Below are 25,694 nucleotides of genomic sequence, written 5' to 3'. Positions count from 1 at the left end.
CCCCCTCCACAGCTCTGATGAGGAGTAAGAACCCGACATGACCAGTCAGTCCACCCTGCAGTCCGTGCCTGCCCTCGGTACGCGCCCGGCCTCCGGCTCCAACCCGAGCCGCGCCGAGACCCGGGAGCAGCTCTCCAAGGCGTCGTACGACCTTCTCGTGATCGGCGGCGGCATCCTGGGCATCTCCACCGCCTGGCACGCCGCGCAGTCCGGCCTCAGGGTGGCTCTGGTCGACGCCGGCGACTTCGCCGGCGCCACCTCCTCCGCCTCCTCCAAGCTCCTCCACGGCGGTCTGCGCTATCTGCAGACCGGCGCGGTGAAGCTGGTGGCGGAGAACCACTTCGAGCGCCGTGCGGTGTCCCGTCAGGTGGCTCCTCACCTGGCGAACCCGCTCACGTTCTACCTCCCCGTGTACAAGGGCGGGCCGCACGGCGCTGCGAAGCTCGGGGCGGGTGTCTTCGCCTACTCCATGCTCTCCGCGTTCGGTGACGGCGTCGGCCACCTCCTGTCCCCCGCCAAGGCGGCGCAGGACGTGCCGGAGCTGCGCACCGACAATCTCAAGGCCGTCGCGGTCTACGGCGACGACCAGATGAACGACGCCCGCATGGCGCTGATGACGGTCCGTGCGGCCGTCGAGGCGGGCGCGGTGGTCCTGAACCACGCCGAGGTGACGGGCCTGCGCTTCACCAAGGGCCGGGTCACGGGCGCCGACCTGCGCGACCGCCAGTCCGGCGACGAGTTCGGTGTCAACGCCCGCCTGGTGCTCAACGCGACCGGTCCGTGGGTCGACCACCTGCGCAAGATGGAGGACCCGAACGCGGCTCCCTCCATCCGTCTGTCGAAGGGCGCGCACCTGGTCCTGAAGCGGACCGCGCCGTGGAAGGCCGCGCTGGCCACCCCGATCGACAAGTACCGCATCACCTTCGCCCTCCCCTGGGAGGACATGCTCCTGCTCGGTACGACCGACGAGGAGTTCGAGGGCGACCCGGCGGACGTGCAGGTCACCGAGAAGGACACGGCCCAGATCCTCGACGAGGCCGCGTTCTCCATCCGCGACCAGCAGCTGTCCCGTGATCTGATCACGTACTCCTTCGCCGGTCTGCGGGTGCTGCCGGGCGGCCCCGGTGACACCGCGAAGGCCAAGCGCGAGACCGTGGTCACCGAGGGCAAGGGCGGCATGCTGTCCGTCGCGGGCGGCAAGTGGACGACCTTCCGGCACATCGGCCGTACGGTCATGCAGAAGCTGGAGTCGCTGCCGGGCGCTCCGCTGGGTGACGACTACGAGCCGATCTCGTCGCTGCCGAAGAAGCTGCCGCTGCCTGGCGTCGCCAACCCGCGTGCCGTTGCGCACCGGCTGCTGGTGGACAACCCGGCGCCGGGTCCGCGGATGGCGGCCGACACGGCGAAGCACCTTGCCACGCACTACGGTTCACTGGCCTTCGACATCGCCCGACTCGCCAACGAGAACCCGGAGTTGGGTCAGCGGGTGCACCCGGACGCCCCGGAGATCTGGGCGCAGGTCGTGTACGCCCGGGACAACGAGTGGGCCGAGACCCAGGACGACGTGCTGCGCCGTCGCACGACGCTGACGATCCGGGGCCTCGCCACGGACGAGGTCCGCGCCAAGGTCCAGGACCTGCTCGACAAGAAGTAGACCTCGGGCCGGCCCCTCCCGACCGGGGCCGGCGCCGCCGGGTGACGGCCCCTCTCCCCTATGGGGGCCGTCACATGAGAGGGGCGGCTCCGCGCCGACGGAGCCGCCCCTTTCGTGTGTCCTGGTTGTCAGTGGCGGGTGGTTCGACGCCAGGTCAGCCCCGTGAGGCCACGACTCAGCCCAGTGAGGCGACGACCTGGCGTACCGCGTCCGGGGAGGACAGCTCCTCGCGCCTGACGATCAGTTCGCGCCCGAGCAGCAGCGCCCTGCGGGAGGCCGGAACCGGGTCGGGCAGGGTCGTGAGATCCGTCAGGTGGGCGAAGCCGATGATCCTGCGGATGATCTCCGTGCCGGCGAAGCCCAGGGACTCCGTCCAGACCTTTGCCAGGAAACGGTCCAAGTACGCGTCGTCGAAGAACGTGTCCACCCGGGCCGGCCACAGCCGGCGGAACTCCGTCTCGAACGCCTCCCAGGACAGCCGGAGTTGGTCCGCGTGGTCCGTCAAGCGGCCCAGAGACCGCGCCCGTTCCTCCGACACCAGCGCGTTCGCCCAGTACAGGCCGAGGTCGAAGCCGATGGGCCCCACGAAGGAGAACTCCGGGTCGAACACCCGCACCACATGGGCGCCTTCGCGTACGCCGACCATGATGCTGCCGGTGTGGAGGTCACCGTGCAGGAGTGCCTGGGCGCTGGTCATGAAGACGTGCCGGAGGGCGGCGACCTCCGTGCGCAGGCGCGCGTCGGCGCGGAACTCCGCCGCCAGGTCGGCCACGCCCTCGTGCCAGTGGTTGTGCTCGTGCTCGATGTACGGCTCGGAGAGGACCACGTCCTCGGTGATCTTGCAGAGCTCGGGGTTGACCGAGACCGCGATCAGGGCCTTGCGCTCGGCCGACGGCATGCCGAAGTCGCTCGTCGTGAACGAGAGCCGGGCGACCAGGCGGCCGATCTGCGGGGAGGTCTCGGGGCCGTAGGAGGCGCCCTCGTTGAGGAGGGTGCGCAGGACCTCCAGGTCGGAGAGGTCCTCCATGACCAGGGCGTAGTTCTCGGGGTCGTAGCCGTGGATGCCGGGGATCTCGTCCGGGGTGACCTTGGCGAGCTGCTCGTAGGCGCGGGCCTCGGCGTCGGCGCGGTCCGGGCTGAGCGGCCAGGAGGGGCCGGCGACCCGGACCCAGGGCAGCGCCTGCTTGAGGGCGAGGCTGCGGGTGCCGTCGGCGCTGGACGCGAGGAAGACCCGGTTGACGTTGCCGTCGGAGACCTCGCGGACATGGATGTCGCTGACGTCCTCCCAGTGGCCCCGCTCGTGCAGGTACGCCGGGATGTCGTCGGTCTCCAGGATGCGGTAGCCCATGGTCGGTGAACTCCCTTATGCGGTGCGGCGCTTGGACAGGGTGAAGCTGAAGACCAGGGCGAGGATGAGGACCGCGCCCTCGACGACGTCCTGCGTGTAGTACGGCAGGCCCTTGATGGTCAGGCCGGTGGTGATGATGCCGATCAGGACCGCGCCGAGAGCCGTGCCCCAGACGTTCGGGCGGCCTCGGCCCAGGACCGACGTACCGACCAGGGCGACCGCCACCGCCTCCAGGAGCTGCGAGGTTCCGGCGGACACATCGCCCTGGCCGATGCGGGAGGCCAGGATCAGGCCGCCGACGGAGGCGAGGACGCCCGAGATGACGTAGGCGAGCGAGCGGTACGCGCCTACGCGGATGCCCGCCAGGCGGGAGGCCTCCGGGTTGGCGCCGATGGCGTACAGGACGCGGCCCCAGCGGGTGCGGGCGAGGAAGACCCAGGCGGCGATGGTCAGACCGCCGAAGATCAGGACCGACACGGGGATACCGAGGACCGTGCCGCGGTCGATCTTCAGGAAGCCGTCGGTGAACCTGCCGGGCGCGGTGCTGCCGTCGTCCAGGGTCATGCCGGGGGTGATCGACTGACCGTCCACCAGGATGAGTTTGGTGCCCTGGATGACGAACATGGTGCCGAGCGTGGCCAGCATGTCGGGAATCTTCAGGACCACGATCAGCAGGGCGTTCAGCAGGCCCGCCAGCGCACCCGCCGCGATCACGGCGATGATCGCGACCGCGCCGATCTGGTTGTGGACGACCATCGTCTGGGCGGCGACCGAGACGCCGAGGCCGGCGACCGCGCCGACGGACATGTCCATTCCGCCGACGGCCATGGTGAGGGTGACGCCGAGGCCGAGGATGGCGGCCACGGAGACATAGCGCAGGGTGTCGAGGAGGGTCGCCGACTCACGGAAGGAGCCCTCGCTCAGCGCGAAGTACAGGAAGAGCGCGACCGTCACGAAGATGAAGCCGTACTTGATGACGGCGTTCTGGACGCGCACGCCGGTGGAGGTCCCGGGCGGGATGGCCGCCTTCGTGGGGACCTCGGTGCTCTGCTGGGTGGTCATGGTGCTTCCTTCGGCGGCGGGCGGCCAGGTCAGACGGACGCCGAGATGGTCTGGATCACGCGGTCGCGTTCCGCGTCCTCGCCGTAGGCGTCGAGGTGGATCTCACCGGCGGCGAGTACGACGACCCGGTCGGCGATCTCGAGGATCTCGTCGACGTCGGCGGACAGGACGAGCACGGCGGCGCCCTCGGCGGCCAGGGAGCGGGCGCGGCGGCCGATGTCCCGGCGGGCACCGATGTCCACGCCTCGGAACGGCTCGTCCAGGATGAGGACTCGGGGGGTCTTGGCGAGCCAGCGGCCGACGACGACCTTCTGCTGGTTGCCGCCGGACAGCTCCTCCACCGCGCTGCGCTCGTCGCGGGCGACGACACCGAGGGCCTCGATGGTGTCGCGGCCGAGGGCGTCCTCCTTCGCCGTGTTGACGAGGCCGAGCCGGGAGAAGGACTTCAGGAACGGCAGGGAGATGTTCTGGGCGAGCGACCAGCCGGGGACGAGGGCGTCGGCATGCCTGTCCTCGGGGACCAGATGGACGCCGGCCCGGATCGCGTCGGACGGCCGGCGGGGCGCGAAGTCCTCGCCGTCGAGTTCGACGGCGCCCGCCGTGAAGGGCTCGGCGCCGAAGAGGCCACGGGCCAGCTCGGTCTTGCCGGCGCCCAACAGGCCCACGACGCCGGTGACTTCGCCGGTGCGGACGTCCAGGTCGAGAGGGGTGCGGCCCTCGAAGAGCCGGACGCCCCGCAGGGACAGCACGACTTCGCCGGACGCCCCTTCCCGCACCGGGCGGGCCGTCGTCGCCTCCTGTGCCTGGGCGAGCATCGCGCGCAGCGCCGCGTCCCAGTCGAAGGGCTTGGCCTGGTCCTCGGTGAGACGGCCGTCCCGCAGGACGACCAGACGGTCGGCCAGGGCGTCGATCTCGCCGAGGCGGTGGGAGACGTAGAGCACGGCGATGCCGTCGTCGCGCATCTTCTCGACGAGTGTGAACAGGCGCTCGGCCTCGGCGGCGGAGAGCGCGGAGGTCGGCTCGTCGAGGACGAGGAGCCGGGGGCGGGTGGCGAGGGCGCGGGCGAGGATGAGCAACTGGCGGTCGGAGATGCCGAGTTCGGTGACATCGCGCTTCAGCAGCGAGTCGCTCCAGTCCAGGCCGAGACCGGCCTGGATCTCGCGGGCCCGGGCCAGCAGCCTGCCTCCGTTCAGGAAGGGGTTGCCGCGGCTCTGGGCCAGCTCCTCGAAGACCAGGTTCTCGGCGACCGTGAGGCCGGGCACGATGCCCTCGCCGATGCGCTGGTGCACGGTCTGGATGCCCAACTGCCGGGCGGCCAGCGGCGACTGGAGAGCCGCGGGTTCCCCGGCGACCCGCACCTGGCCGCCGTGGTCGGTGTGCACGCCCGAAAGGATCTTGATCAGCGTGGACTTGCCGGCGCCGTTCGCGCCGAGCAGCGCGACGACGCTGCCCGGTGCGATGTCCAGCGAGACGGAGGCGAGGACGGTCCTGCCTCCGAAGGCCATGCTGACGTCGGTCAGGCTGACGGCCGGGGTGACCCCCGACGCGGCCGTCTCAGTGGGCGACATTCGAGATCCAGTCCGCGGTCGAGACCTGGGACAGGTTCAGCGCGGGCAGCGCCTCACGCAGCTGGTCCATGTTCTCGATCTTCTTCTCGCGCAGGAAGTCCTGGGTGATGGCGACGGCCGGGAACTCGACGGAGGTCTTGTTCAGTTGACCCGCCAGCTCGAGTGCGGTGGTGCGGACGACGGCGGCGCCGACCGCGGACGGGTCGGTGCCTGCGGTGGCGACCCACGGGCTGCCGGCGGCGGTCATCTGCTGGATGTCGGCGTTGGAGACGTCCGCGCCGAAGACCTTCACCTTGTCCTGGAGCTTCTTGTTCTGGACGGCGAGGACCGTGCCCTTGGCGAGCTCGTCGTAGGGGGCGAAGACGCCCGCCACGTCCGAGTGCTGGGTGAGGGCGGCGGAGACCAGGGGAACGTTGTCGGTGGCCGTGGAGTCGGTGACCTTGCCGACCTTGAACTCCTGCTTCCAGCCCTGCGCGGCGAGTTCCTTCGTCCAGACGGTGTCGCGCTTGTCGAGGGCGGCGTAGCCGGCGACGTTGACGTATCCGACCCTGGCGTCCTTGCCGACCTCCTTCGCCATCACGTCGAGGACGGCCTGGGCCATGCTGGCGTCGTTCTGCCTGGTGGAGACGACACCCTTCGTGGGCGTCTCGACGTCGTAGACAACGACCTCGATGCCCTTCTTCACGGCCTTGTCGATCTCCGGCTGGATGGTCGCCGGGAAGCCGTGGTCGATGATGATCGCCTTCGCGCCCGAGTTGATGGCCGAGGAGAGGTCGGTGGCCTGCTTGGCGTTGTCGGCCTGGGCGTCGTACACCGTCAGGTCGATGCCGAGGGCCTTGGCCTGGGCCTTGGCGCCGTTGCCCCACTGCTCGAAGTAGTCGCCGGCGCCGCTCTGCCGGACCAGGGCGACCTTGACCGCGCCCTCGCTGAAGGGGGCGGGCTTCTTGCCGGTGGCGGCCGAGGCGGAGGCGGTGGTGTCGCCGGTGTTCTTCGAGGCGTCCGTGGACTGCGAGCAGCCGGAGAGCGCGAGCGCGGAGACGGAGGCCAGCGACAGCACGGCAAGGGGCAGACGGGTGCGGGACATGAGGGGGCTCCAGGTGCGGGGTGGTGCAGAGCGGATGAAGGGGGTGCCGGGCCCGGAGCGCGAGCAGAAAGGGAATGCGCCACCGCCGAAAAGGGCAGGGCGGGGCTCCGGGTGGGGTCAGCGACAGCTGGCGGTGGTCGTCCGGAGCAGGTCCACGTACAGCCGCCGCACGAGCAGCAGCGTCTTCATACGCAGATCATGAGAACGATTTCAGCCATACGTCAAAGGAACGGAAGCGGTTTCTCAGCACGTGAGACGACGAGTACGTCACACCCGGTTGACCGGACATGGCGGGTTACGATCGCGGGACCGGCACCCGACCCGGCACAGTGAGGCCCCGATGACGACACCCCGCGCGAAAGCGATGCGTATGCCCTGCATGCGCCGCTGTTGTCGCGCGCTGTGTCGCGGCTGACCGACTGTCCCGCCGCGTTTCGCCGCCGTCCCTCTTCCTCCCCGCCCGTCCGGTGCTTGTCTCGGTATCCGGACTTTCCTTCCAGACTCCTGGAGTTGTTCCCATGACGCTGCTGACCACCTGGTCCGAGTCCGGCCCCGAGACGCAGGTCCGCCGCACCTCGGACCCCGCCGAGATCGCCGAGGCGCTTCTGCCGCTCGGTGTGCGCTACGAGCAGTGGCCGATCCGCGAGGACGTGCCCTTCGACGCCGACAGCGACACGGTGTTCGCCGCGTACGGCCCGGAGATCGAGAAGCTGAACGCCGAGGAGGGCTTCACCACCGTCGACGTCCTCGGTCTGCACCCCAGCGACGACCCGGGGTTCCCCGCGAAGGCGAAGGCCGCGCGGGAGAAGTTCCTCCAGGAGCACACGCACGACGACGATGACGAGGTCCGCTTCTTCGTCTCCGGCTCCGGCATCTTCTACCTGCACGTGAACGGCGAGGTGCACGCGGTCTTCTGTGAGAAGGGCGACCTGCTGGGCGTGCCACGCGGCACCACCCACTGGTTCGACATGGGCACCAGCCCCTCCTTCACCGCGATCCGCTTCTTCCACGAGGAGGACGGCTGGATCGGCAACTTCACCGGCTCGACGATCGCCTCCCGCTTCCCGGACTACGACACGATCGCGGCGGGCTACGAGGCGGACAAGGCCTCCGCATGAGCCTGCTGTGCGACGTGGACGCCGTGGTGCTCGACATCGAGGGCACCACGAGCGCCACGGGCTTCGTCGTCGACGTGCTCTACCCCTACTCGCGCTCGCGTTTCGGGACGCTGCTCGCCGAGCGGGGCGACGATCCGGACGTGGCCCGTGCGGTCGCCCAGGTCCGCGTAGAGCTCGGCGACCCGGACGCCGACGCGGCGGCCGTCGAGAAGGCCCTGAACGCCTGGCTCGACGACGACATCAAGGCGACGCCGCTCAAGACGCTCCAGGGCATCATCTGGTCCGAGGGCTTCGCGCGCGGCGACCTGGTCTCGCACTTCTACGACGACGTCGTACCGCGGCTGCGCACATGGCACGCGGCCGGCACCGGCCTGTACGTCTACTCGTCCGGCTCGGTGGCCGCCCAGCGGGCCTGGTTCACCAACAGCCCGGAGGGCGACCTCACTTCACTCGTCTCCGGTCTGTACGACACCGAGAACGCGGGCCCCAAGCAGGAGCCGGAGTCGTACCGCCGTATCGCGGAGTCGGCCGGCATCGGGCCGGCACGGCTCCTCTTCCTCTCCGACCGCCCCGGCGAGCTGGACGCGGCCCGCGCGGCCGGCTGGCACGCGGTCGGCATCCGGCGGCCCGGGGAGCCGTACTACGAGCAGGGCGTAGGCGACCACGCCGAGGCGGGGGCGTTCGACGAGATCACCATCAGCACCACCGGGAGTACCGCATGACCGCCGAGATCACCGAACTCGACCTGGAGGAGGCGGGGGCGGTCCTCGCCGCCGAGTCCGCCCGCTTCGCCGGCTTCGGCTGGATGCGGGGCACCTCCGGGAATCTGTCCGTGGTCCTCACCCGGGATCCGCTGCGGCTCGCGGTGACCGCGAGCGGCCATGACAAGGGTGAACTGACGCCTGCCGACGTGGTGTTGGTGGACGGCCAGGGCGCCGCCGTGCGGGGCGGCAGGCCGTCCGCGGAGGCCGAGCTGCACGCGCGGGTCGCCGCGCTGACCGGTGCGGGGGCCGTGGTGCATGTGCACACGGTGGCCTCCGTGGCGATGGGACGGCGGGAGCCCGGCGGGATCGTGTTCAAGGACCTGGAGATGCTGAAGGGCGTCGGGCAGCCCGCCCACGACGTCGAGGTGACGCTGCCGGTCATCGCCAACAGCCAGGACATGAAGGTGCTCGGGGACCGTCTGGAGGCCGCGCGGGATCCGCGGATGCCGGCCGTGGTGGTCGCGGGACACGGCCTGTACGTGTGGGGCGCCGACCCGCGTCAGGCCCGGCACCACACCGAAGTCGTGGAGTGGCTGCTGGAGTTGGAGCTGTCGCAGCGCTGAGCCGCACGAAGAAGAAGCTGAGCCGCACGCAGAAGAAGGGGACCCCCGAGCTCGGGGGTCCCCTTCTTCTGCGTACCGCAGGCTCTACTGAAGGTGGTCGCCCGGCAGTTGACCGGCCGACACCTCCAGCACACCCCGCTCCGTCACCAGCCCCGTCACCAGGCGGCCCGGCGTCACATCGAACGCGGGGTTGTGACCGCGCGACCCGGCGGGCGCCGTCCGTACCCCGCCCCACTCCAGCACCTCGTCCTCGCCGCGGAGTTCGATGTGGATCTCGTCGCCGGTCTTGGTCGACAGGTCCACGGTCGTCGTGGGCGCCGCCACCAGGAACGGGATGCCCGCGTCGGCGCACGCCAGCGCGACCCCCACCGTGCCGACCTTGTTCGCCGTGTCACCGTTCGCGGCGATCCGGTCCGCGCCGACTATCGCCGCGTCGACCTCGCCGCGCAGGATGGTCCCGGCCGCGGCTCCGTCCGCCTGGACGTAGTGCGGGATGCCTTCCTGGGCCAACTCCCAGGCGGTGAGCCGGGATCCCTGGAGCAGGGGGCGCGTCTCGTCGGCGTAGACGACCTCAAGGCGTCCACGCGCGTGGAGTTCGCGGATGACGCCGAGTGCGGTACCCCAGCCGGCCGTCGCGAGGGCGCCGGTGTTGCAGTGGGTCAGGATGCGCAACGGCCGGTCCTCGCCGACGAGTTCGAGGAGCCAGTCGGCGCCGAAGGCACCCATCGCCCGGTTCGCCTCGACGTCCTCACGCTGGACGGCGCCGGCCTCTTCGAGGACCGCGTCGAGGCCCTCGTCGAAGCGGGTCATGACGCGGTCCACGCACACCATGAGGTTGACGGCGGTGGGGCGGGCCTCACGGACCCGGGCGACGGCCGCGCGCACCTCGTCCAGCGACCAGCCCTCGCGCTCCCCCTCGATCAGCGCGAGCGCGACGCCGTACGCGCCCGCCGCGCCGATCGCCGGCGCGCCACGCACCACGAGGCGCTGGATCGCGTCGACCAAGGTGTCCACATCGCGGACATCCATCGTCTCGGTGCGCTGCGGCAGCAGTGTCTGGTCGATGAGGGCGAGGCTCTCCCCGGTCCACTCGACCGCGCGCAATTCCTGGGGCATATCGGGACACTCCTGATGTTCCGGTGGTCTCCGCCACCGTACATGACCTGCGCGAACCACAGTTCGAGACAGTCGAGCAGGTGTCCGGAAGCGGATGCTACTGTCCAGCGATCAGTCCGCAGACCGAGACGAAGGAGGAAAGCCCGTGCTGCTGACCAAGCGCCGCTTCCTCGACTTCGGCCGGTGTGCCGGCGACGGCTGTCGACGCTGACCCGTCCCGGAAGCGTCCCCCTCGCCCTCATCCATCCTCACGCGCTCCCGGCGGAGCGCGCATCGCCGTATCCGGAAGGCCCTCCCGATGCTCCGCAGATCCCGTCGTACCCTCCAGGTCGCCGCCGCCACCGCGCTCATGGTCACCGCGGCCACCGCCTGCAACGCCGCCGCCAAGGACGACGCCTCCGACGGCGCGAGCGGCGGCAGCGGCAAGTCCTTCACGCTCGTCACACCCGACGCCGTCGGCCAGAACGAGTTCCTCAAGCTCGCTGTCAGCGGCGTCAAGGACGCGGCGAAGCAGCACGACGCCTCGCAGAAGGTCTACGAGTCCACGGACACCGCCTCCCAGCAGCAGAACGTCCAGGCCGCGGTCGACGCGAAGCCGGACGTCATCGTGCTGGTCGGCTTCGAGTTCGCCGACATCGTCGCCCAGCAGGCGGAGAAGAACCCGAAGCAGCAGTTCCTGATCGTCGACGCCTGCACCACGAAGACCTTCGAGAACGTCAGTTGCGCGGTCTTCCGGGAGCACGAGGGCGTCTACCTCGCGGGCGCCGAGGCCGGTCTGCTCAGCGAGTCCGGCAAGGTCGGCGCGGTCGACGTCCTCGACACGCCCCAGTTCCGCCGCTACAGCGACCCGTTCGCGGCCGGCGCCAAGGCGGTCGCCGCCAGGACGGAGACGTCCACGCGCTTCGTCGGCGGCCAGTCCCCCTTCGACGACTCGGCCCGCGCCAAGGAGCAGGCGAACACCCTGCTCTCCAAGGGCTACGACCAGATCATGGCGGCTGCCGCGGCCGGCAACTACGGCGTCTTCGAGGCCGCGAAGGCCAAGGGCGCCTACGCGTACGGCGTCGACGTCAACCAGTGCGTCTCGGCGCCCGGCACGGTCGTCGACAACGTGATCAAGCGCACCGACGTCGCCGTGGAGAAGGGCATCGAGTCGGTCCTGGCCGGCAGGACCGGCACCGTCTCCTACGGCCTGAAGGAGGGCGGCATCAGCCTGACCGGCCTGGAGGACGGCGTCGAGACGTCGAAGTGCGTCATCGCCGACCACACGGACGTCCTCGCGAAGGTCAAGGAACTGCGCGACCAGATCGTGTCCGGGAAGCTGACGGTCGATGACCCCGCCGCGAGCTGACGCCGAGGGCGCCGAGGGCTTCGCTGTCGAACTCCGGGGAATCACCAAGCGGTTCCCCGGCACGCTCGCCAACGACTCCGTCGACCTGACCGTCCGCCACGGCGAGATCCACGCCCTGATGGGCGAGAACGGCGCGGGCAAGTCCACGCTGATGTCGGTCCTGTACGGCATGGAGCGCGCCGACGCGGGCTCGATCCGCATCGACGGCCGTGCCGTCGGATCCGGGTTCGCCAGCCCGGGCGACGCGATGGCCGCCGGGCTCGGCATGGTCCACCAGAGTTTCAAGCTGTTCGACTCCCTCACGGTCGCCGAGAACATCGTCTACGCCGCCGAGCCGCGCCGCTTCGGCCTGGTGGACCGGGCCGCGGCCCGCCGCCGGGTGCGGGAACTCGCCGAGGAGCACGGCCTGGCCGTCGACCCGGACGCCCGGGTCGGCGACCTGCCCGTGGGCCTGCGCCAGCGCGTCGAGATCCTCAAGCTGCTGCACCGCGGCGCCCGCACACTCATCCTCGACGAGCCGACGGCGGTGCTCACCCCGGCCGAGGCGGACGCCCTGTTCGCGGTCCTCAAGTCGCTGGCCGCACAGGGCCGTACGGTCATCCTCGTCACGCACAAACTCCGCGAGGTCCTGGAGGGCAGCGACCGTGTGACCGTCCTGCGGGACGGCAAGGTCGTCGCCCGTCTCGTCACCGCGGAGACCTCCGCCGACGAGATCGCGGCCGCGATGACCGGCCGCGCGGTCGAACTGGACCGCGTCCACGAGCCCGGCACGCCCGGTGACGTGGTCCTGGACGTCGCCGGCCTCGCGACCGACGGAGTGCACGAGGCCGGACTCACCGTCCGCGCGGGCGAGATCGTCGGCATCGCGGGCGTCGCCGGCAACGGCCAGAGCCAGCTCGTCGAGGCCCTGGCCGGGCTGCGGGAGACGACCGCCGGGCGCGTCACCCTGCGAGGCGGCGACATCACCCACGCCTCGGCCACCGAACGCCGCCTCAAGGGCCTGGCATACGTCCCCGAGGACCGGCACGCGGTGGGTACGGCACCTGCGGCGTCCGTCGCCGACAACCTGGCGATGGGCCACCACCGTACGACGCTGTCGTCCCGCGGCCTGCTGCCGCCGGCGTCGGTCCGGGCGCACGCCGCGCGGATCGTCGAGCGGTTCGGCATCAAGGCACCGGCCCCCGAGGCCCCCGCCACCGCGCTGTCCGGCGGCAACCTCCAGAAGCTGCTGATCGGCCGCGAACTCGCCCACGACGCCCCGCTGCTGCTCGTCGAGCAGCCCACGCGCGGTGTCGACATCGGCGCCGTCCAGAACATCCACGACCAGCTGATCGCCTACCGCGACGCCGGTCACGCCGTCGTCCTCGTCTCGGCCGAGCTGAGCGAGATCCGCGGCCTGGCCGACCGGGTGCTGGTCATGTACGAGGGCCGGATCACGGCGTCGTACGACAAGAACGAGGCGGACGAACGGACCCTGGGCCTCGCGATGGCGGGCGGCACCACTCCGGGAGCCGCCTCCCCCGGAGCCGCCGTCCCGGTGGAGGCCGTCGACTGACATGAACAACCGGATATCCGGAGCCCTGCGCTCCCCCATCACCTTCTCCGTGCTCGCGGGCGTCCTCATCGGCGCGCTCTTCCTGGTCGGCACCGGCGCGGACCCGGTCGCGGCGTACGAGGCGGTCCTCACCGGCTCCCTCGGCGCCGACGGCATCGGCGCCACGCTCACCACCGGGACCAGCGTGCTCGGCATGGCCCTCGCGCTGGCGATCCCGCTGCGCGCCGGGCTCATCAACCTCGGCGGCGACGGCCAGATGGTCCTCGGCGGCATCACCGCCGCCGTGACCGGCCTGTACTCGCCGCTGCCGACGCCCCTCACCGCCGTACTCGCCCTGCTCGCGGGCATGGCGGCGGGCGCCGCCTACGCCGTCCTGGCCGCCCTGTGCGAGAACCACTTCGGTGTCCCGCTGCTGGTCAGCAGTCTGCTGCTGAGCTACCCGGCGGTGTCGCTCGCCTCCTATCTGGCGCGCTACCCGCTCAAGGAGCCGGGCTCCAGCCTGCCGCAGACGCGGGCGCTGCCCGAAGGGGTGGCGCTGCCCGCGTTCGGTGACTCCACGGTCACCCTCGGACTGGTTCTGGTCGTACTCGCGGCGGCCGCCTACTGGTTCACGGACAAGCGGACCGCGGTCGGGTACGAGATACGCATGACCGGTCTCAATGCCCGCTTCTCCGCGTACGCGGGCGTCGAACGCCGGGGTCTGACGCTGAAGTTGATGTCCGTGTCCGGGGCGATCGCCGGACTCGTGGGCGCCATCGGCGTGTTGAGCTTCCCGTACCGCTTCGTCGACGGCTCGCTGACCGCACCGGGCTACACCTGGACGGGACTCACTGCCGCGCTGCTGGCGGCAGCGGCCCCGCTCGGTACCGTGATCGCGTCGTTCTTCTTCGCGGTGCTCTCGGTCGGCGGGCTCGCGATGGAGCGTACGACCGAGGTGCCGCGCGAGCTGACGCAGGTGCTCCAGGCCATCGTGATCGTGTTCCTCGCGGCCCGACTGGCCCTGCCCCGCCGGTGGTTCGACCGTCGCAAGGAGGCGGTGTGATGTTCTTCGACTCCGATCTCCTGATGTCGGCGCTGCGCGCGCTGACCCCGATCCTGCTGGCCGCGCTCGGGGGTGCGATCTGCGAGCGCGCGGGCGTCTTCAACATCGGCCTCGAAGGCATGATGCTGATGGGCTGCTTCACGGCGGTGGCGACGAGCTGGTTCACCGGCAGCCCGTGGCTCGGCGTCCTGGCGGCGGCCCTCGCGGCGGCGGCGTACTCGCTGATCCTGGCCGTGGGGACCGTGACGCTGCGCGGGGACGCGGTGGTTCTCGGCATCGCGATGAACCTGCTGGCCGTCGGCCTGACCAGCTTCCTGCTCCGTACGGTCTTCGGTGTGCAGGGCACCTTCGACGACCCGTCCCTCGCCGGACTGCCGCTGATCGGCGGCCTCAGCCCGCTCGCCTATCTGTCGTGGGCGGCGGTCGCGGTGGCCGCCGTGCTGCTGTCCCGGCACGTGTGGGGACTGCGGCTGCGCGGGGTCGGCGAGGCACCGGACGCGGCGGCCACGCTCGGTGTGAGCCCGGTGAAGTACAAGTACGCGGCCGTGCTGGTCTCAGGTGTGCTGTGCGGTCTCGCGGGCGCCCAACTCGCCCTCGGCAACGTCACGTTGTTCACCGAGAACATGACCGCGGGCCGCGGCTGGATCGCCGTGGTCGCGGTGATGCTCGGGCGCGCCCTGCCGCTCGGCGTGCTGCTCGCCGCGCTGCTCTTCGGCCTCGCCGAGGCCGCCGGATTCCGTCTCCAGGGCCTCGGTCTGCCGCAGCAGGCGACCGACGCCGCGCCGTACGTCGTCACGCTCGGCGCCCTCTTCCTCACCACGGCACGTCGTCGCCGTGTCCGCCCGTCCACCGGAGCCGCCTCATGACGCAGGACCTGCTGCCCATCACCCGCATACCCCGCACCGGCCTGCCGGCCCACGCGGTCGTCGTCGGCGACCCGGCGCGCGCCGCGGCCGTCGCCGCGCTGCTCGACGGTGCCGAGGAGGTGTCGTACCACCGCGAATACCGTGTGTTCAGCGGCAGTTGGAAGGGCCTGCCGGTCGTCGTCGCCTCGCACGGGGTCGGCGCTCCGGGCGCGATCCTGCTGTTCCAGGAGCTCGCGGACGCGGGGGTGCGCACGATCCTGCGGTTCGGCACGGCGGGCGCGATGAAGCCCGGCATAGGCGACGGCGACCTCGTCATCGCCGAGGCGGCCGTGCGCGACGACGGCGTCACCCAGCAGCTGCTGCCGCCGGAGTACCCGGCCGTCGCCTCCCCCGAGGCGGTCATCGCGCTCCAGCGCGCGGCCCGCGAGACCGGCGCCCCGCACCACCGCGGCCTCGTCTGGACCCGGGCCGCCTTCCAGCCGGGTCTCCTCCCGCTCTTCTCCTACGCCGGTGCCGGCCTCGCCGCCATCGAGATGGAGCTCTCCGCGCTGCTGGTCACGGCGTCCCTGCGCGGGCTCGTCGCGGGTGGCGTGCTCGTCATCGACGGGGCGAACGCGGACGAGCTGGTGGACGACGAGGGCGCCAGCGTCTACGACCCGCATCGCGATGTCGTCGCGGAGGGTGTCGAGCGGGGTGCGGTGGTGTCGCTGGAGGCGCTGCGGCTGCTGGCGGAGGGGTACCGGGCGTGAGCATCGATCTGCTGGTCCACGGCGGCGACGTACTGACCGTGGACGACGAGGGAAGTGTCGTACAGGACGGCGCCGTTGCCGTCCACGAGGGCGAGATCGTCGCCGTGGGTCCCGCCGAGGAGCTGTGCACGCGCTTCACGGCCGCCGAGTCGATCGACGCGTCCGGCTGTCTCGTGCTGCCCGGACTGGTCAACGCGCACACCCACCTGGCGATGACCCTGCTGCGCGGTCGCGCCGACGACGTCACCCTCCAGGGCTTCCTGGAGCGGGTGCTGCCGGCGGAGGCCGAGCTGCTGACGCCGAAGAACGTGGCGGCGGCGGTGCGGCTGGCGGTCGCCGAGAGCGTACGGGCGGGGGTGACCTCGGCGCTCGACATGTACTGGTTCCACGAGGCGGCCGAGCAGGCGGCACGGGAGGCGGGCTGGCGACTGCACACCGGGCCGACCTTCATGGACGTACCGGAGCCGCCGGACGCCATCGCCTACGAGGACCGGCTGGAGTGGGCGCGCGGTGACCTTCAGGCCAGGGGCGCGGCCCGCCCCGGCGCCCGGCCGGTCGTGTTCGCGCACTCCACCTACACCCTGAGCCCCGGCCAGCTGACCGGGATCTTCGCGCTGGCCCGGGAGTTCGGGGCACTGATCCACATCCACGCGTCCGAGAACGCGACCGAGGTCGCCACCGTCGAGGTCAAGTACGGCAAGCGCCCGGTGGAGTTGCTCGACTCGCTCGGTCTGCTCGGCCCGGACGTGCTGCTCGCGCACGCCGTGGACCTGACCGGCCCGGAGATCGCGGCGCTGGCCCGCACGGGCACGTCGGTGGCCCACTGCCCGGTGTCGAACCTGAAGCTGGGCTGCGGGATCGCGCCGGTGCCGCGGCTGCTGGGCGCCGGGGTGAGAGTCGGGCTCGGCACGGACGGAGCCGTCAGCTCCAACACGCTGGACGTGCTGGGCGCCGTGCGGCAGGCGGCGCTGGTGCACAAGGCGGGCGGTGACCCCACGGCGGTCGGTGCCGGGCAGGCCGTGCGGATGGCGACGATCGAGGGTGCGCGGGCGCTGGGGCTCGGGGAGCAGCTGGGTTCGCTGGAGGCCGGGAAGCGGGCCGACCTGATCGTGCTCGACCTCGACGCACCGCATCTGCGGCCGCTGCACGACCCGTGGTCGACGCTGGCGTACGCGGCGCACTCGGCGGATGTGCGGGACACCGTCGTGGACGGGCGGGTGCTGATGCGGGACCGGGTGCTGACGACACTGGACGAGCGGGCCGCGATCGCCGACCTGGAAGCGCTGGTCTGACAGAAGCACCTATCTGGCGGGCAGCCCGTGCCTGAGCGGGGCGTTTGGCCTCCCGTCCGGGCAGTCGGCCTCCATAATGGCGTAAGACATCGGATGTCTTTGACAGGCATGCGGGAACCACAGGGAGGCCGGCCATGGCAGTCACCGACGAGGCGATCGAGAAGATCAAGGGCATGATCGTCTCCGGCGCCCTGCGCCCCGGCGACCGGCTCCCCAAGGAGAGCGAGCTCGCCGCCGAGCTCGGGCTGTCCCGCAACTCCCTGCGGGAGGCGGTGCGCGCCCTGTCGCTGATCCGGATCCTGGACGTGCGGCAGGGCGACGGCACGTACGTGACGAGTCTCGACCCCCAACTCCTCCTCGAGGCACTGAACTTCGTCGTGGACTTCCACCGCGACGACACCGTCCTGGAGTTCCTCGCCGTGCGCCGCATCCTGGAGCCGGCCGCGACCTCGATGGCGGCGCTGCGGATCAGCGAACAGCAACTGGACGCGCTGTCCGCACAGTTGGACAAGCTGGGCTCCGATCCCTCGGTGGAGGAGCTGGTCGCCTGCGACCTGGAATTCCACCGGGGCATCGTCCAGAGCTCCGGCAACTCGGTCCTGTGCTCCCTCCTCGACGGCCTGTCGGGCCCGACGACCCGGGCGCGGATCTGGCGCGGTCTGACCCAGGAGGACGCGGTCAGCCGCACCCTCCACGAGCACCGCATGATCCTCGCCGCGCTGCGGGACCGGGACGCGGAGGCGGCGCGGTCCTGGGCGACGGTGCACATCGCGAGCGTGGAGCAGTGGCTGCGGGCCTCACTGTGAGTCCGTGAGGGAACAACCGCACTGGTCATCGGACGTCTCCCGGTCATCCGACGTCTACCCGGGTCACTCGCTCCGGTGGGCGACAGGTGTGCCGGGTGATCCGGTACAGATCCGAGGAATGGGGGGTGTTCCGGGGTGGCTAATGGGGCAGTGATGCGTTCACTCCCCCGTGCAAGGGGGCTGCGGACGCCCCGGCCCGACGCCGTAAGGTTGGGGCGTACGTGAGGGCACGTCGGAAGGAGGCACTGGGTGATCGAGCTCGAGGGGGTTCCCGAGCTGATCGACCCGGTCATGGTGGCCGCGTTCGAGGGCTGGAACGATGCCGGCGACGCCGCCTCCACCGCGGTCGCGCATCTGGACAGGGAGTGGAAGGGCGAGGTGTTCGCGGCGCTGGACGCCGAGGACTACTACGACTTCCAGGTGAACCGCCCCACGGTGTGGATGGATGCCGGAGTACGGAAGATCACATGGCCGACGACCCGCCTCTCGGTGGTCCGCGTCGGCGGCGACAAACCGCGTGATCTCGTACTGGTCCGAGGTATCGAACCCTCCATGCGCTGGCGGTCGTTCTGCAACGAGTTGCTCGGCTTCGCCCATGAGCTGGGCGTGGAGCTGGTCGTGATCCTGGGCGCCCTGCTCGGCGACACCCCGCACACACGTCCGGTCCCGATCAGCGGGACCACGTCCGATTCGGACCTGGCCCAGCGCATGGACCTGGAGGAGACCAAGTACGAGGGCCCCACGGGCATCGTCGGCGTCCTCCAGGAGGCGTGCACGCACGCGGGCGTACCGGCGGTCAGCCTGTGGGCGGCCGTGCCGCACTACGTGTCGCAGCCGCCGAACCCGAAGGCGACGCTGGCCCTGCTGAACCGGCTCGAGGACCTGATCGACGTGCGTATCCCGCTGGGCGAGCTGCCCGAGGACGCGCGCGCCTGGCAGGTGGGCGTGGACCAGCTGGCCGCCGAGGACAGCGAGGTCGCCGAGTACGTCCAGACGCTGGAGGAGGCCCGGGACACGGCCGAGCTGCCGGAGGCGTCGGGTGAGGCGATCGCCCGGGAGTTCGAGCGGTATCTGCGCAGACGGGACGGCGGCGGTCCGACCCCGCCGGGCGGGCACGCGACCGAGGGCGGCGACAGTACGTCGTATCTGCGGGACAACCCCAGCGGCCGGGTGCGGCCGCCGAAGCCGCCGAAGGCGGGCGGCACCAGCGGCGCGGACAGCACGGACGGCGCTGATGGCGCGGGCGACGAGGAGTCGTCGGAGGAGTGAGACCGGGTGAGGGCGGTGCGCGTCGCGCGCACCGCCCTCGTCGTCATACGGAGCCGGTGATCACACCTGCGGTACCGCCACCACGTCGTACTCCGTGGTGGGCGTCGGCTCCACGTCGAAGCGGGCGTTGGGCAGATAGATCCGGTCGCCCCAGGCCGCGGCCGTGGTCGGGATGCGGAAGCGCGGGTCGGTGATCCGGGTGATCGCCGTGCCCTTGGTGCCGGCCGCGTTCAGCCGGAAGACGTCCACGGCGTTCTGCGCCTGCTGGACCACGTAGAGGGTCCTGCCGAGCAGCAACAAGCCGTCGCCGTTGGGGATTCTGGACGCGCCGAGGTCGACGGCGGCCGCGGCGCCGGTGCGCGGGTCGACCCGCTCCAGGGTGCCGCCGTTCGCGAAGGCGTTCACCACGAGCAGGGCGCGGCCGTCGGGGGTGCGCTCGATGCCGTTGGCGGTGAAGTCGTCGCCCTGGATCCAGTCACCGGTCAGCGGGACGGTCTCCACCGTGCCCGGACATCCGTGCTTGTCGAGGGTCAGCCGGTAGAGCTGGGGCTTGAAGGAGTCGGTGAACCAGGCGGCGCCCGGGGTGAGGATCACGTCGTTCACGAAGGTGCCGCCGGTGGCGTACACCTTCTCGATCTCGCCGGTGCGGGCGTCCACCGTGCGGATCTCGCCGCTGCTGCCGCCGGCGAGGAAGAGCCGTCGGCCGGGCCGGTCGATCTTCAGGCCGACGGTCTGGTGCCCGGCGCCCGGGCCCTTGCTGATGACGGAGCCGCGGCCGGTGGCGAGGTGGGCCCGGTAGATGTCGCCGTTGTCCAACGACCCGAAGTAGGCGAAGGGTCCGGTGCCGATGGTGATGCCCTCGGGCTGGAAGCCGTCGGGCAGCGGGAACTGGTCAGGCCAGGCGGCTTTCGGCGTCCCGGCCGCGTGGGCCGTACCGCCGAGCAGCGCTGCTCCCGTCAGCGCCGCGGTCGCGGTGAGCAGTCTTCGACGTGCGAAGGAACGGTCTGTGGGTGCCACTGTGCGTCCTTCTGCCAAGGGGCCGGCGGGTGGCCGGCCGAACGGTCAACAGACGTCTGCCACCTCATCACACGACTGCCGCCTCCGCAGTCTTTGGCCGGATTGTTGCGTGACATCTGTTTCAGGACGGATTGCACACGTTACCCAATTCAACTGATTCCAAACCGAGTTCACGAAACGGGGGGTGGACGGGAGGCCGACGGAGTGCTTGGTTGTCCTGCGGAGGCGCACCACCCCCGCAACCAGGCACCCGCAAGGACCGAAGGGAGCGGTATCCGATGACGGACCAGGCACAGCCGGCGCAGGGCCCGGGGGCCTCCGGGCCGGGGCCCGACGGAGCGGGATTCACCTATCGAGGGGCCGAGCAGGAACTGATCGTCGTCGCCCGTCCCGAGGCCCGGCTGCGCGCCCGGGCCGAGGGCGTCCGGTCGGCGGCCGGAGCGGACGTCTCGGCCCTGAACATGTTCCTCAGCGACGAACAGCTCGTTCTCGAGCCGCTGTTCGGAAGCGAAGAGAGGTTGCAGCAGTCGGCGGCGGCCGGCCCGGAGGACGTGCCCGATCTCGCGCTGTTCTACCGGGTCCGCGGCGACCACAGCCGCGCCCAGGAGCTGCGCTCCCGGATCGCCGCGCTGCCGGGCATCGACACGGCGTACGTGAAGCCCGGCGCCGTCCCCGCGAGCCTCGGGCAGATGGGCGAGGAGAGCGGGCGGCTGAAGGAAGGCGGCCCGGTGACCCCGGACTTCAGCAGTCGGCAGGGCTATCTGCGGCCCGCGCCCGAGGGCATCGACGCCCACTGGGCGTGGCAGCGGCCCGGCGGTGCCGGTCAGGGCGTGACCGTGATCGACGTCGAGGGCTCGTGGCAGCTCGGGCACGAGGACCTGTCCGCCAAGCTGGCCGGGGTCGTGGTCGGCACCCCGCTGACGGATGTCGCCTGGCGCAATCACGGCACCGCCGTGATCGGCGTGATCGGCGGCGACCTCGGCGAGCACGGCGTCACCGGCATCGTGCCGGAGGCGACCACCGCGGCGGCGTCCTTCCAGGGCATCGGCACCGCGGCCGCGATCCACGCGGCGGCGGACCGGCTGGGCCCCGGGGACATCGTCCTGGTCGAACTCCACCGCCCCGGACCGAGGTTCGAGTTCGCCGAGCGCGACGACCAGCGCGGCTATGTCGCCCTCGAATGGTGGCCGGACGACTTCGCGGCCGTCCGCCACGCCACCGCCAAGGGCGTCATCGTGGTGGCGGCGGCCGGCAACGGCGGCGAGTCCCTCGACGACGCGGTCTACGAGCGCCGCCCGGACGAATTCCCGGAGTCCTGGCGCAACCCGTTCAACCCGTCCAACCAGTCCTCCGGTGCGGTCCTGGTCGGCGCGGGCGCACCCCCGCCCGGCACGCACGGCCGCGATCACGGCCCGGACCGCTCCAGGCTGGCGTTCTCCAACTACGGCGCCCGCGTGGACGCCCAGGGCTGGGGACGTGAGGTCACGACCACCGGCGGCTTCTGGGACAAGCCCGGCGACCTCCAGGGCGGCCCCGAGGAGATCACCTGGTACACGGACACGTTCTCCGGGACCTCCTCGGCCTCCCCGATGGTGGTCGGCGCCCTGGCCGCGCTGCAGGGCATGCTGAAGGCGGCCGCCCAGGCGCCGATGTCGCCGGAACGGGCCCGCGCGGTCCTGCGGGCGACCGGCTCCGCGCAGCAGGACGCACCGGGCCGGCCGGCCTCGCAGCGGATCGGCAGCCGGCCCGACATCAAGGCGGCGGTGACCCATCTGCTGCCGCACGCGGTCGGCTCGGGCCAGGCCGAGAAGTACTGGGACGAGCTCCTGCCGTACCCACGTGAACTCCCGCCCAGGCTCCGGCTGTTCGTGGCCGGCGGCTGGCGGAACCTGAACCGTCCGTCCCCCGAGATCCGCCAGGCGGTGCACTCCGCCTTCGCGGGGGGACGTCCCGACGTCCGCGTGTGGTTCGCGGACGACGAGATCGTCGGCCTGGTCGTCACGGGCTGACGGTCGGTACATCCCAACCATCAAGGGAAGGTGGCACCCGCATGAGCACCACCCCGCAGATGAGCCAACTGGGACAACAGCAGGGACAGCAGTTCCCGAGCACCTCGCCGTTCCAACAGCAACAGCAACAGCCCTTCGGGCAGCAGAACTTCGGACAGCAGGGCCAACAGGGACAGCAGGGACAGCAGGGACAGCAGCCGTTCGGCTCGGGCAGTGGCTCGCTGGAGCAGCTCCAGCAGCTCGGCCAGCAGCAGCCGTACCAGCAGCTGCTCCAGCAGCTCGGCCAGCAGCCCTTCGGGCAGCAGCAGGGCTACGGACAGCAGCAGATGGGCCAGCAGCAGCAACAGCAGGTCGAGCAGCAGGTGCAGCAGCATCTGCAGCAGATCGCCCAGATCGCCGTGCAGTACATCCAGCAGCAGGTCCAGCAGCAGGCTTTGCAGGCCGGTGTCGCAGGCGGCTACATCGACGTCGTGCAGCCGCTGCCGGGGCAGCCCAGCCTCATCGCGCTGGTCATCGACAACCAGGTCAGGGTCCTGTTCAACCCGAACGCCCAGACCCACGACCAGGTCCAGGAGGCCTTCGCCTTCGGCCACCAGGTCATCGGCATCTGGGACTCCCAGACCCCGCAGATCCTGCGCAGCATCCAGATCCGCAAGCTCTGACGGGCACCAGGTGACACGAAGGGCGCTTCCTCCGCGGGGAGGAAGCGCCCTTTCGCTGGGGTGTCCTTACAGCGCGACGCCGAGCAGCGCGTCCACGGCCCTCGATACGAGACCGGGGGCGCCCTCGTCGGAGCCGCCCTGCTCCTGCTGCAACGCCGCCCAGCGGTCGACGGCGGCAAGGGCGGTCGGGGCGTCGAGGTCGTTCGCGAGGGCCTCGCGGATCTCCTCGACGAGGGCGTCGGCGGACGGGCCGTCGGGCCGGGAGACGGCGGCACGCCAGCGTCCGAGGCGGGCGACGGCGTCTTCGAGCACCTGGTCGGTCCACTCCCAGTCGGCCCGGTAGTGGTGGGCCAGCAGCGCGAGCCGGATGGCGGCCGGGTCGACGCCGTCGTAGCGCAGCTTCGAGACGAAGACCAGGTTGCCCTTGGACTTGGACATCTTCTCGCCGTGCAGGGCGACCATGCCGGCGTGGACGTACGCCTTGGCCATGGGGAACTCGCCGGTCAGCACCTGGGCGTGGGAGGCGCCCATCTCGTGGTGCGGGAAGGCGAGGTCGGAGCCGCCGCCCTGGACGTCGAAGCCCATCCCGAGGTGGTCGAGGGCGATGGCGACGCACTCGATGTGCCAACCGGGCCGGCCGGGGCCCAGCGAGCCGCCGTCCCAGCTCGGCTCGCCGTCGCGGGCGGCCATCCACAGCATCGGGTCGAGCGGGTTCTTCTTGCCCGGACGGTCCGGGTCGCCGCCGCGCTCGGCGGACAGCAGCCGCATGGCGGCGGCGTCCAGGCCCGAGACCTTGCCGAAGTTCGGGTCGGACTCGACGGAGAAGTAGACGTCGCCTTCGAGCTCGTAGGCGGCGCCCGCGTCGCGCAGTCGTTCGACCAGCGGGACGATCCCTGGTATCGCCTCGACCGCGCCGATGTAGTGCTTCGGGGGGAGCATCCGCAGGGCCGTCATGTCCTCGCGGAAGAGGGTCGTCTCCTTCTCGGCGAGGGCGGCCCAGTCGACGCTGTCCCGCGCGGCCCGCTCCAGGAGCGGGTCGTCGATGTCGGTGACGTTCTGGACGTAGTGAACCTGCCGCTTGGTGTCGAGCCACACGCGCTGCACGAGGTCGAACGCGTTGTAGGTCGCCGCGTGTCCCATGTGGGTCGCGTCGTACGGCGTGATGCCGCAGACGTAGAGACGGGCGACGGGACCGGGGTCGAGGGGGATCAGACCACCGGTCGCGGTGTCGTGGATCCTCAGGTCGCGGCCCTGACCAGGCAGGGCGGGGACCTCGGAAGCGGGCCAGGCATGCATGTCATGAGCCTAACCGGACGGATGTTCCGTATACGAACCGGACCGGGCCGGATGGCCGGTAAGGCCTTCTTGCGCACAACCGGCCCATGTGCAGGGACACGGCCAGTGTGCTCCTACACCGGCGGCCAGGGAATGGCCGGCCACTCCCCGCTCGGCTCCGGGTGCTTTCCGGAGGTCAGCAGGACCTCGACACGCGCGCGCGTGGCGTCGAGTTCGGCGGGCGTGATCAGTGCGGCCAGCCGGGTGGCCAGCTCCCCCGTCAGGGCCTCCTTGAGGCCTTTGAGCACGTCGACGGCCTCGCCCGGCAGCGGTTCGCCGGCCCAGCCCCACAGCAGGGTGCGCAGCTTGTTCTCGGTGTTGAAGGTGACGCCGTGGTCGATGCCGTAGAGGCGCTCCCCGGCGGGCAGCAGATGGCCGCCCTTGCGGTCGGCGTTGTTGATCACCGCGTCGAGGACGGCGAGGCGGCGCAGCCGGTCGTCGTCGGCGTGCACCAGCAGGGCCGTCTTCCCTTCGCCGACCTCCGCGAAGCCGATCGCCTTCCAGCCCGCCTCCGGCTCCTCGGTGTCGACGAGCGCCAGCAGCTCGGGGCCGGGCTCGGCCTCGATCCACAGCTGGACCATGCCCTCGCCGTACGGGCCGTCGCGGAGCACGGTGGGCGGGACGAGGCCCCAGCCGGTCGCCTCGGAGACCTCGTACGCGGCGACCTCGCGCTGGGCGAGGGTGCCGTCGGGGAAGTCCCACAGGGGGCGCTCGCCGCGGACCGGCTTGTAGACGCAGGCGGCCTCCTGCCCCTCGTGGGCGACGGAGCAGTACAGCACGGCGTTGGACGCCTCACGGATCTGTCCGCGCACGGTCAGTTCACCGCGGGCGAGCAGCTCAGGGGTGATCACGCTCCGCGGCGGTATCCGTTCTGGCGCGGACATACGTGTCCTTCCGGGTCGAGCGGGAGGCTGCACAGCGGACACGGCGGCCGCCCCGCGTTGACGACGTCCAGGGCACGCTTGGCGAAGGCTCTCGCCTGCGCGCCGGTGAGCCGGACCCGCAGCATCGGGGGGCCGTTCTCCTCGTCCTGGAGGAGCCGCTCCTCGGCCTCGGCGAGGTCCTCCTCGGAGTCCGCGTCGAGCTCCACGAGGGCCTGCGCCTCGACGATCATGCGCTGTTCGTCACCGTCCCAGGCCAGCGCCATGGTGCCGACGCGGAACTCCTCCTCGACGGGGGTGTCGAGCGGGGCGGCGTCGGAGATCTCGGTGGGCGCCATGGCCGGGACGGAGGCGCTGCCGCCGCTGCGCCGCACCACCTCGTCGAGCAGCTCGTCCATCCGCTCGGCGAGCGCGGCGACCTGGGTCTTCTCCAGGGCCACGCTGGTCACCCGGGAGCCGGCGGAGGCCTGGAGGAAGAACGTACGGCGTCCGGGCAGCCCGACCGTGCCGGCCACGAAACGCTCCGGTGGGTCGTAGAGGAACACCTGACGGGACACGTCCTGTCTCCATTGGAATCGTGAGTACG

Annotated in this window: 24 protein-coding genes; 14 read left to right on the top strand and 10 right to left on the bottom strand. The window is 71.2% G+C overall.

Features of this window, described 5'->3' with window-relative positions:
* The first annotated feature begins 37 nt into the window (after window positions 1-37).
* The gene (locus PH203_RS09820; protein ID WP_289918694.1) at window positions 38-1,654 is read left to right on the top strand and encodes a glycerol-3-phosphate dehydrogenase/oxidase; all 1,617 of its coding nucleotides are present in this window, start codon (window positions 38-40) and stop codon (window positions 1,652-1,654) included.
* A gap of 175 nt (window positions 1,655-1,829) precedes the next feature.
* On the opposite strand, the gene mtnK is transcribed toward PH203_RS09820, so the two are convergent.
* The 4 genes from mtnK to PH203_RS09800 are packed head-to-tail and all read right to left on the bottom strand — an operon-like array spanning window position 1,830 to window position 6,716.
* Window positions 1,830-3,002: an S-methyl-5-thioribose kinase gene (gene mtnK / locus PH203_RS09815; protein ID WP_289918692.1), complete on the bottom strand. Its 1,173-nt coding sequence runs from the start codon at window positions 3,000-3,002 to the stop codon at window positions 1,830-1,832.
* A 15-nt stretch (window positions 3,003-3,017) separates the two neighbouring features.
* Window positions 3,018-4,064 carry an ABC transporter permease gene (locus tag PH203_RS09810; RefSeq protein ID WP_289918689.1) on the bottom strand — a complete coding sequence of 349 codons (1,047 nt, stop codon included), beginning with the start codon at window positions 4,062-4,064 and terminating at the stop codon, window positions 3,018-3,020.
* Window positions 4,065-4,093: 29 nt separating this feature from the next.
* Window positions 4,094-5,632 carry a sugar ABC transporter ATP-binding protein gene (locus PH203_RS09805; protein WP_289918687.1) on the bottom strand — a complete coding sequence of 513 codons (1,539 nt, stop codon included), beginning with the start codon at window positions 5,630-5,632 and terminating at the stop codon, window positions 4,094-4,096.
* Entirely contained in the window at window positions 5,619-6,716 is a 1,098-nt protein-coding gene (locus PH203_RS09800) for a substrate-binding domain-containing protein (protein ID WP_289918686.1), read from the bottom strand. Before PH203_RS09800 ends, PH203_RS09805 begins: the two co-directional genes overlap by 14 nt.
* A 518-nt stretch (window positions 6,717-7,234) precedes the next feature.
* On the opposite strand from PH203_RS09800, the gene PH203_RS09795 reads away from it, so the two are divergent.
* From PH203_RS09795 to mtnB, 3 genes are read left to right on the top strand one after another with little or no spacing between them, the layout of a single operon-like run.
* Window positions 7,235-7,834, top strand: coding sequence for a cupin domain-containing protein (locus PH203_RS09795; protein WP_289918683.1), 600 nt, complete (start codon window positions 7,235-7,237; stop codon window positions 7,832-7,834).
* Entirely contained in the window at window positions 7,831-8,556 is a 726-nt protein-coding gene (gene mtnC / locus PH203_RS09790) for an acireductone synthase (protein WP_289918682.1), read from the top strand. Before PH203_RS09795 ends, mtnC begins: the two co-directional genes overlap by 4 nt.
* Window positions 8,553-9,161 carry a methylthioribulose 1-phosphate dehydratase gene (mtnB, locus tag PH203_RS09785; RefSeq protein WP_289918681.1) on the top strand — a complete coding sequence of 203 codons (609 nt, stop codon included), beginning with the start codon at window positions 8,553-8,555 and terminating at the stop codon, window positions 9,159-9,161. Before mtnC ends, mtnB begins: the two co-directional genes overlap by 4 nt.
* 84 nt (window positions 9,162-9,245) lie before the next feature.
* On the opposite strand, the gene mtnA is transcribed toward mtnB, so the two are convergent.
* A complete protein-coding gene (gene mtnA, locus PH203_RS09780) occupies window positions 9,246-10,277 on the bottom strand; it encodes an S-methyl-5-thioribose-1-phosphate isomerase (protein ID WP_289918680.1) in 1,032 nt (343 codons plus the stop codon).
* Window positions 10,278-10,575: 298 nt separating this feature from the next.
* Between mtnA and PH203_RS09775 the strand changes: the two genes are divergently transcribed.
* The 8 genes from PH203_RS09775 (at window position 10,576) to PH203_RS09740 (ending at window position 19,204) form a co-directional block, all read left to right on the top strand.
* A complete protein-coding gene (locus PH203_RS09775) occupies window positions 10,576-11,625 on the top strand; it encodes a BMP family ABC transporter substrate-binding protein (protein ID WP_289918678.1) in 1,050 nt (349 codons plus the stop codon).
* The gene (locus PH203_RS09770) at window positions 11,606-13,180 is read left to right on the top strand and encodes an ABC transporter ATP-binding protein (protein ID WP_289918676.1); all 1,575 of its coding nucleotides are present in this window, start codon (window positions 11,606-11,608) and stop codon (window positions 13,178-13,180) included. The genes PH203_RS09775 and PH203_RS09770 overlap by 20 nt, the downstream gene beginning before the upstream one ends.
* Before the next feature lies 1 nt (window position 13,181).
* Window positions 13,182-14,222, top strand: a complete 1,041-nt coding sequence (locus PH203_RS09765; RefSeq protein WP_289918674.1) for an ABC transporter permease — start codon at window positions 13,182-13,184, stop codon at window positions 14,220-14,222.
* The gene (locus tag PH203_RS09760) at window positions 14,222-15,088 is read left to right on the top strand and encodes an ABC transporter permease (RefSeq protein ID WP_289918672.1); all 867 of its coding nucleotides are present in this window, start codon (window positions 14,222-14,224) and stop codon (window positions 15,086-15,088) included. Before PH203_RS09765 ends, PH203_RS09760 begins: the two co-directional genes overlap by 1 nt.
* Window positions 15,085-15,837 carry a nucleoside phosphorylase gene (locus PH203_RS09755; protein ID WP_289918670.1) on the top strand — a complete coding sequence of 251 codons (753 nt, stop codon included), beginning with the start codon at window positions 15,085-15,087 and terminating at the stop codon, window positions 15,835-15,837. The genes PH203_RS09760 and PH203_RS09755 overlap by 4 nt, the downstream gene beginning before the upstream one ends.
* Entirely contained in the window at window positions 15,834-17,129 is a 1,296-nt protein-coding gene (locus PH203_RS09750; RefSeq protein WP_289918668.1) for an amidohydrolase, read from the top strand. Before PH203_RS09755 ends, PH203_RS09750 begins: the two co-directional genes overlap by 4 nt.
* Before the next feature lie 134 nt (window positions 17,130-17,263).
* Entirely contained in the window at window positions 17,264-17,935 is a 672-nt protein-coding gene (locus tag PH203_RS09745) for a FadR/GntR family transcriptional regulator (RefSeq protein WP_289918667.1), read from the top strand.
* A gap of 249 nt (window positions 17,936-18,184) precedes the next feature.
* The gene (locus tag PH203_RS09740) at window positions 18,185-19,204 is read left to right on the top strand and encodes a PAC2 family protein (RefSeq protein WP_289918664.1); all 1,020 of its coding nucleotides are present in this window, start codon (window positions 18,185-18,187) and stop codon (window positions 19,202-19,204) included.
* Window positions 19,205-19,264: 60 nt separating this feature from the next.
* Here the strand turns inward: PH203_RS09740 and PH203_RS09735 are convergent, their stop codons facing one another.
* Window positions 19,265-20,221, bottom strand: a complete 957-nt coding sequence (locus PH203_RS09735; RefSeq protein ID WP_289918663.1) for a superoxide dismutase — start codon at window positions 20,219-20,221, stop codon at window positions 19,265-19,267.
* Window positions 20,222-20,499: 278 nt separating this feature from the next.
* On the opposite strand from PH203_RS09735, the gene PH203_RS09730 reads away from it, so the two are divergent.
* Window positions 20,500-22,230, top strand: a complete 1,731-nt coding sequence (locus PH203_RS09730) for a S8 family peptidase (protein WP_289918662.1) — start codon at window positions 20,500-20,502, stop codon at window positions 22,228-22,230.
* Between the two features lie 20 nt (window positions 22,231-22,250).
* Here the strand turns inward: PH203_RS09730 and PH203_RS09725 are convergent, their stop codons facing one another.
* The gene (locus PH203_RS09725; protein ID WP_289918661.1) at window positions 22,251-22,604 is read right to left on the bottom strand and encodes a hypothetical protein; all 354 of its coding nucleotides are present in this window, start codon (window positions 22,602-22,604) and stop codon (window positions 22,251-22,253) included.
* On the opposite strand from PH203_RS09725, the gene PH203_RS09720 reads away from it, so the two are divergent.
* Window positions 22,593-22,892, top strand: a complete 300-nt coding sequence (locus tag PH203_RS09720) for a hypothetical protein (protein ID WP_289918658.1) — start codon at window positions 22,593-22,595, stop codon at window positions 22,890-22,892. The two genes, PH203_RS09725 and PH203_RS09720, sit on opposite strands and share 12 nt — an antisense overlap.
* 66 nt (window positions 22,893-22,958) lie before the next feature.
* Here the strand turns inward: PH203_RS09720 and mshC are convergent, their stop codons facing one another.
* The 3 genes from mshC to PH203_RS09705 all read right to left on the bottom strand — a co-directional run bounded on the left by mshC (window position 22,959) and on the right by PH203_RS09705 (window position 25,665).
* Window positions 22,959-24,188: a cysteine--1-D-myo-inosityl 2-amino-2-deoxy-alpha-D-glucopyranoside ligase gene (gene mshC / locus PH203_RS09715; protein ID WP_289918656.1), complete on the bottom strand. Its 1,230-nt coding sequence runs from the start codon at window positions 24,186-24,188 to the stop codon at window positions 22,959-22,961.
* A gap of 113 nt (window positions 24,189-24,301) precedes the next feature.
* Window positions 24,302-25,111, bottom strand: coding sequence for an SCO1664 family protein (locus PH203_RS09710; RefSeq protein ID WP_289918654.1), 810 nt, complete (start codon window positions 25,109-25,111; stop codon window positions 24,302-24,304).
* Entirely contained in the window at window positions 25,075-25,665 is a 591-nt protein-coding gene (locus PH203_RS09705) for a DUF3090 domain-containing protein (protein ID WP_289918651.1), read from the bottom strand. Before PH203_RS09705 ends, PH203_RS09710 begins: the two co-directional genes overlap by 37 nt.
* Window positions 25,666-25,694 lie beyond the last annotated feature (29 nt).

Origin of the sequence: Streptomyces sp. S.PB5, from assembly GCF_030403745.1 — a bacterium.
In the GTDB taxonomy this organism is placed as follows: Bacteria; Actinomycetota; Actinomycetes; order Streptomycetales; family Streptomycetaceae; genus Streptomyces.
This window is presented reverse-complemented; position numbering and strand designations above follow the sequence as displayed.

Coding starts and splice junctions, on each gene's coding strand:
- mtnC (WP_289918682.1), top strand. CDS start 7,831: ATGAGCCTGCTGTGCGACGTGGACGCCGTGGTGCTCGACATCGAGGGC.
- PH203_RS09810 (WP_289918689.1), bottom strand. CDS start 4,064: ATGACCACCCAGCAGAGCACCGAGGTCCCCACGAAGGCGGCCATCCCG.
- PH203_RS09710 (WP_289918654.1), bottom strand. CDS start 25,111: ATGTCCGCGCCAGAACGGATACCGCCGCGGAGCGTGATCACCCCTGAG.
- mshC (WP_289918656.1), bottom strand. CDS start 24,188: ATGCATGCCTGGCCCGCTTCCGAGGTCCCCGCCCTGCCTGGTCAGGGC.
- PH203_RS09725 (WP_289918661.1), bottom strand. CDS start 22,604: ATGCTGCTGCACCTGCTGCTCGACCTGCTGTTGCTGCTGCTGGCCCAT.
- PH203_RS09760 (WP_289918672.1), top strand. CDS start 14,222: ATGTTCTTCGACTCCGATCTCCTGATGTCGGCGCTGCGCGCGCTGACC.
- mtnK (WP_289918692.1), bottom strand. CDS start 3,002: ATGGGCTACCGCATCCTGGAGACCGACGACATCCCGGCGTACCTGCAC.
- PH203_RS09805 (WP_289918687.1), bottom strand. CDS start 5,632: ATGTCGCCCACTGAGACGGCCGCGTCGGGGGTCACCCCGGCCGTCAGC.
- PH203_RS09820 (WP_289918694.1), top strand. CDS start 38: ATGACCAGTCAGTCCACCCTGCAGTCCGTGCCTGCCCTCGGTACGCGC.
- PH203_RS09745 (WP_289918667.1), top strand. CDS start 17,264: ATGGCAGTCACCGACGAGGCGATCGAGAAGATCAAGGGCATGATCGTC.
- PH203_RS09795 (WP_289918683.1), top strand. CDS start 7,235: ATGACGCTGCTGACCACCTGGTCCGAGTCCGGCCCCGAGACGCAGGTC.
- mtnB (WP_289918681.1), top strand. CDS start 8,553: ATGACCGCCGAGATCACCGAACTCGACCTGGAGGAGGCGGGGGCGGTC.
- mtnA (WP_289918680.1), bottom strand. CDS start 10,277: ATGCCCCAGGAATTGCGCGCGGTCGAGTGGACCGGGGAGAGCCTCGCC.
- PH203_RS09765 (WP_289918674.1), top strand. CDS start 13,182: ATGAACAACCGGATATCCGGAGCCCTGCGCTCCCCCATCACCTTCTCC.
- PH203_RS09755 (WP_289918670.1), top strand. CDS start 15,085: ATGACGCAGGACCTGCTGCCCATCACCCGCATACCCCGCACCGGCCTG.
- PH203_RS09730 (WP_289918662.1), top strand. CDS start 20,500: ATGACGGACCAGGCACAGCCGGCGCAGGGCCCGGGGGCCTCCGGGCCG.
- PH203_RS09800 (WP_289918686.1), bottom strand. CDS start 6,716: ATGTCCCGCACCCGTCTGCCCCTTGCCGTGCTGTCGCTGGCCTCCGTC.
- PH203_RS09775 (WP_289918678.1), top strand. CDS start 10,576: ATGCTCCGCAGATCCCGTCGTACCCTCCAGGTCGCCGCCGCCACCGCG.
- PH203_RS09770 (WP_289918676.1), top strand. CDS start 11,606: ATGACCCCGCCGCGAGCTGACGCCGAGGGCGCCGAGGGCTTCGCTGTC.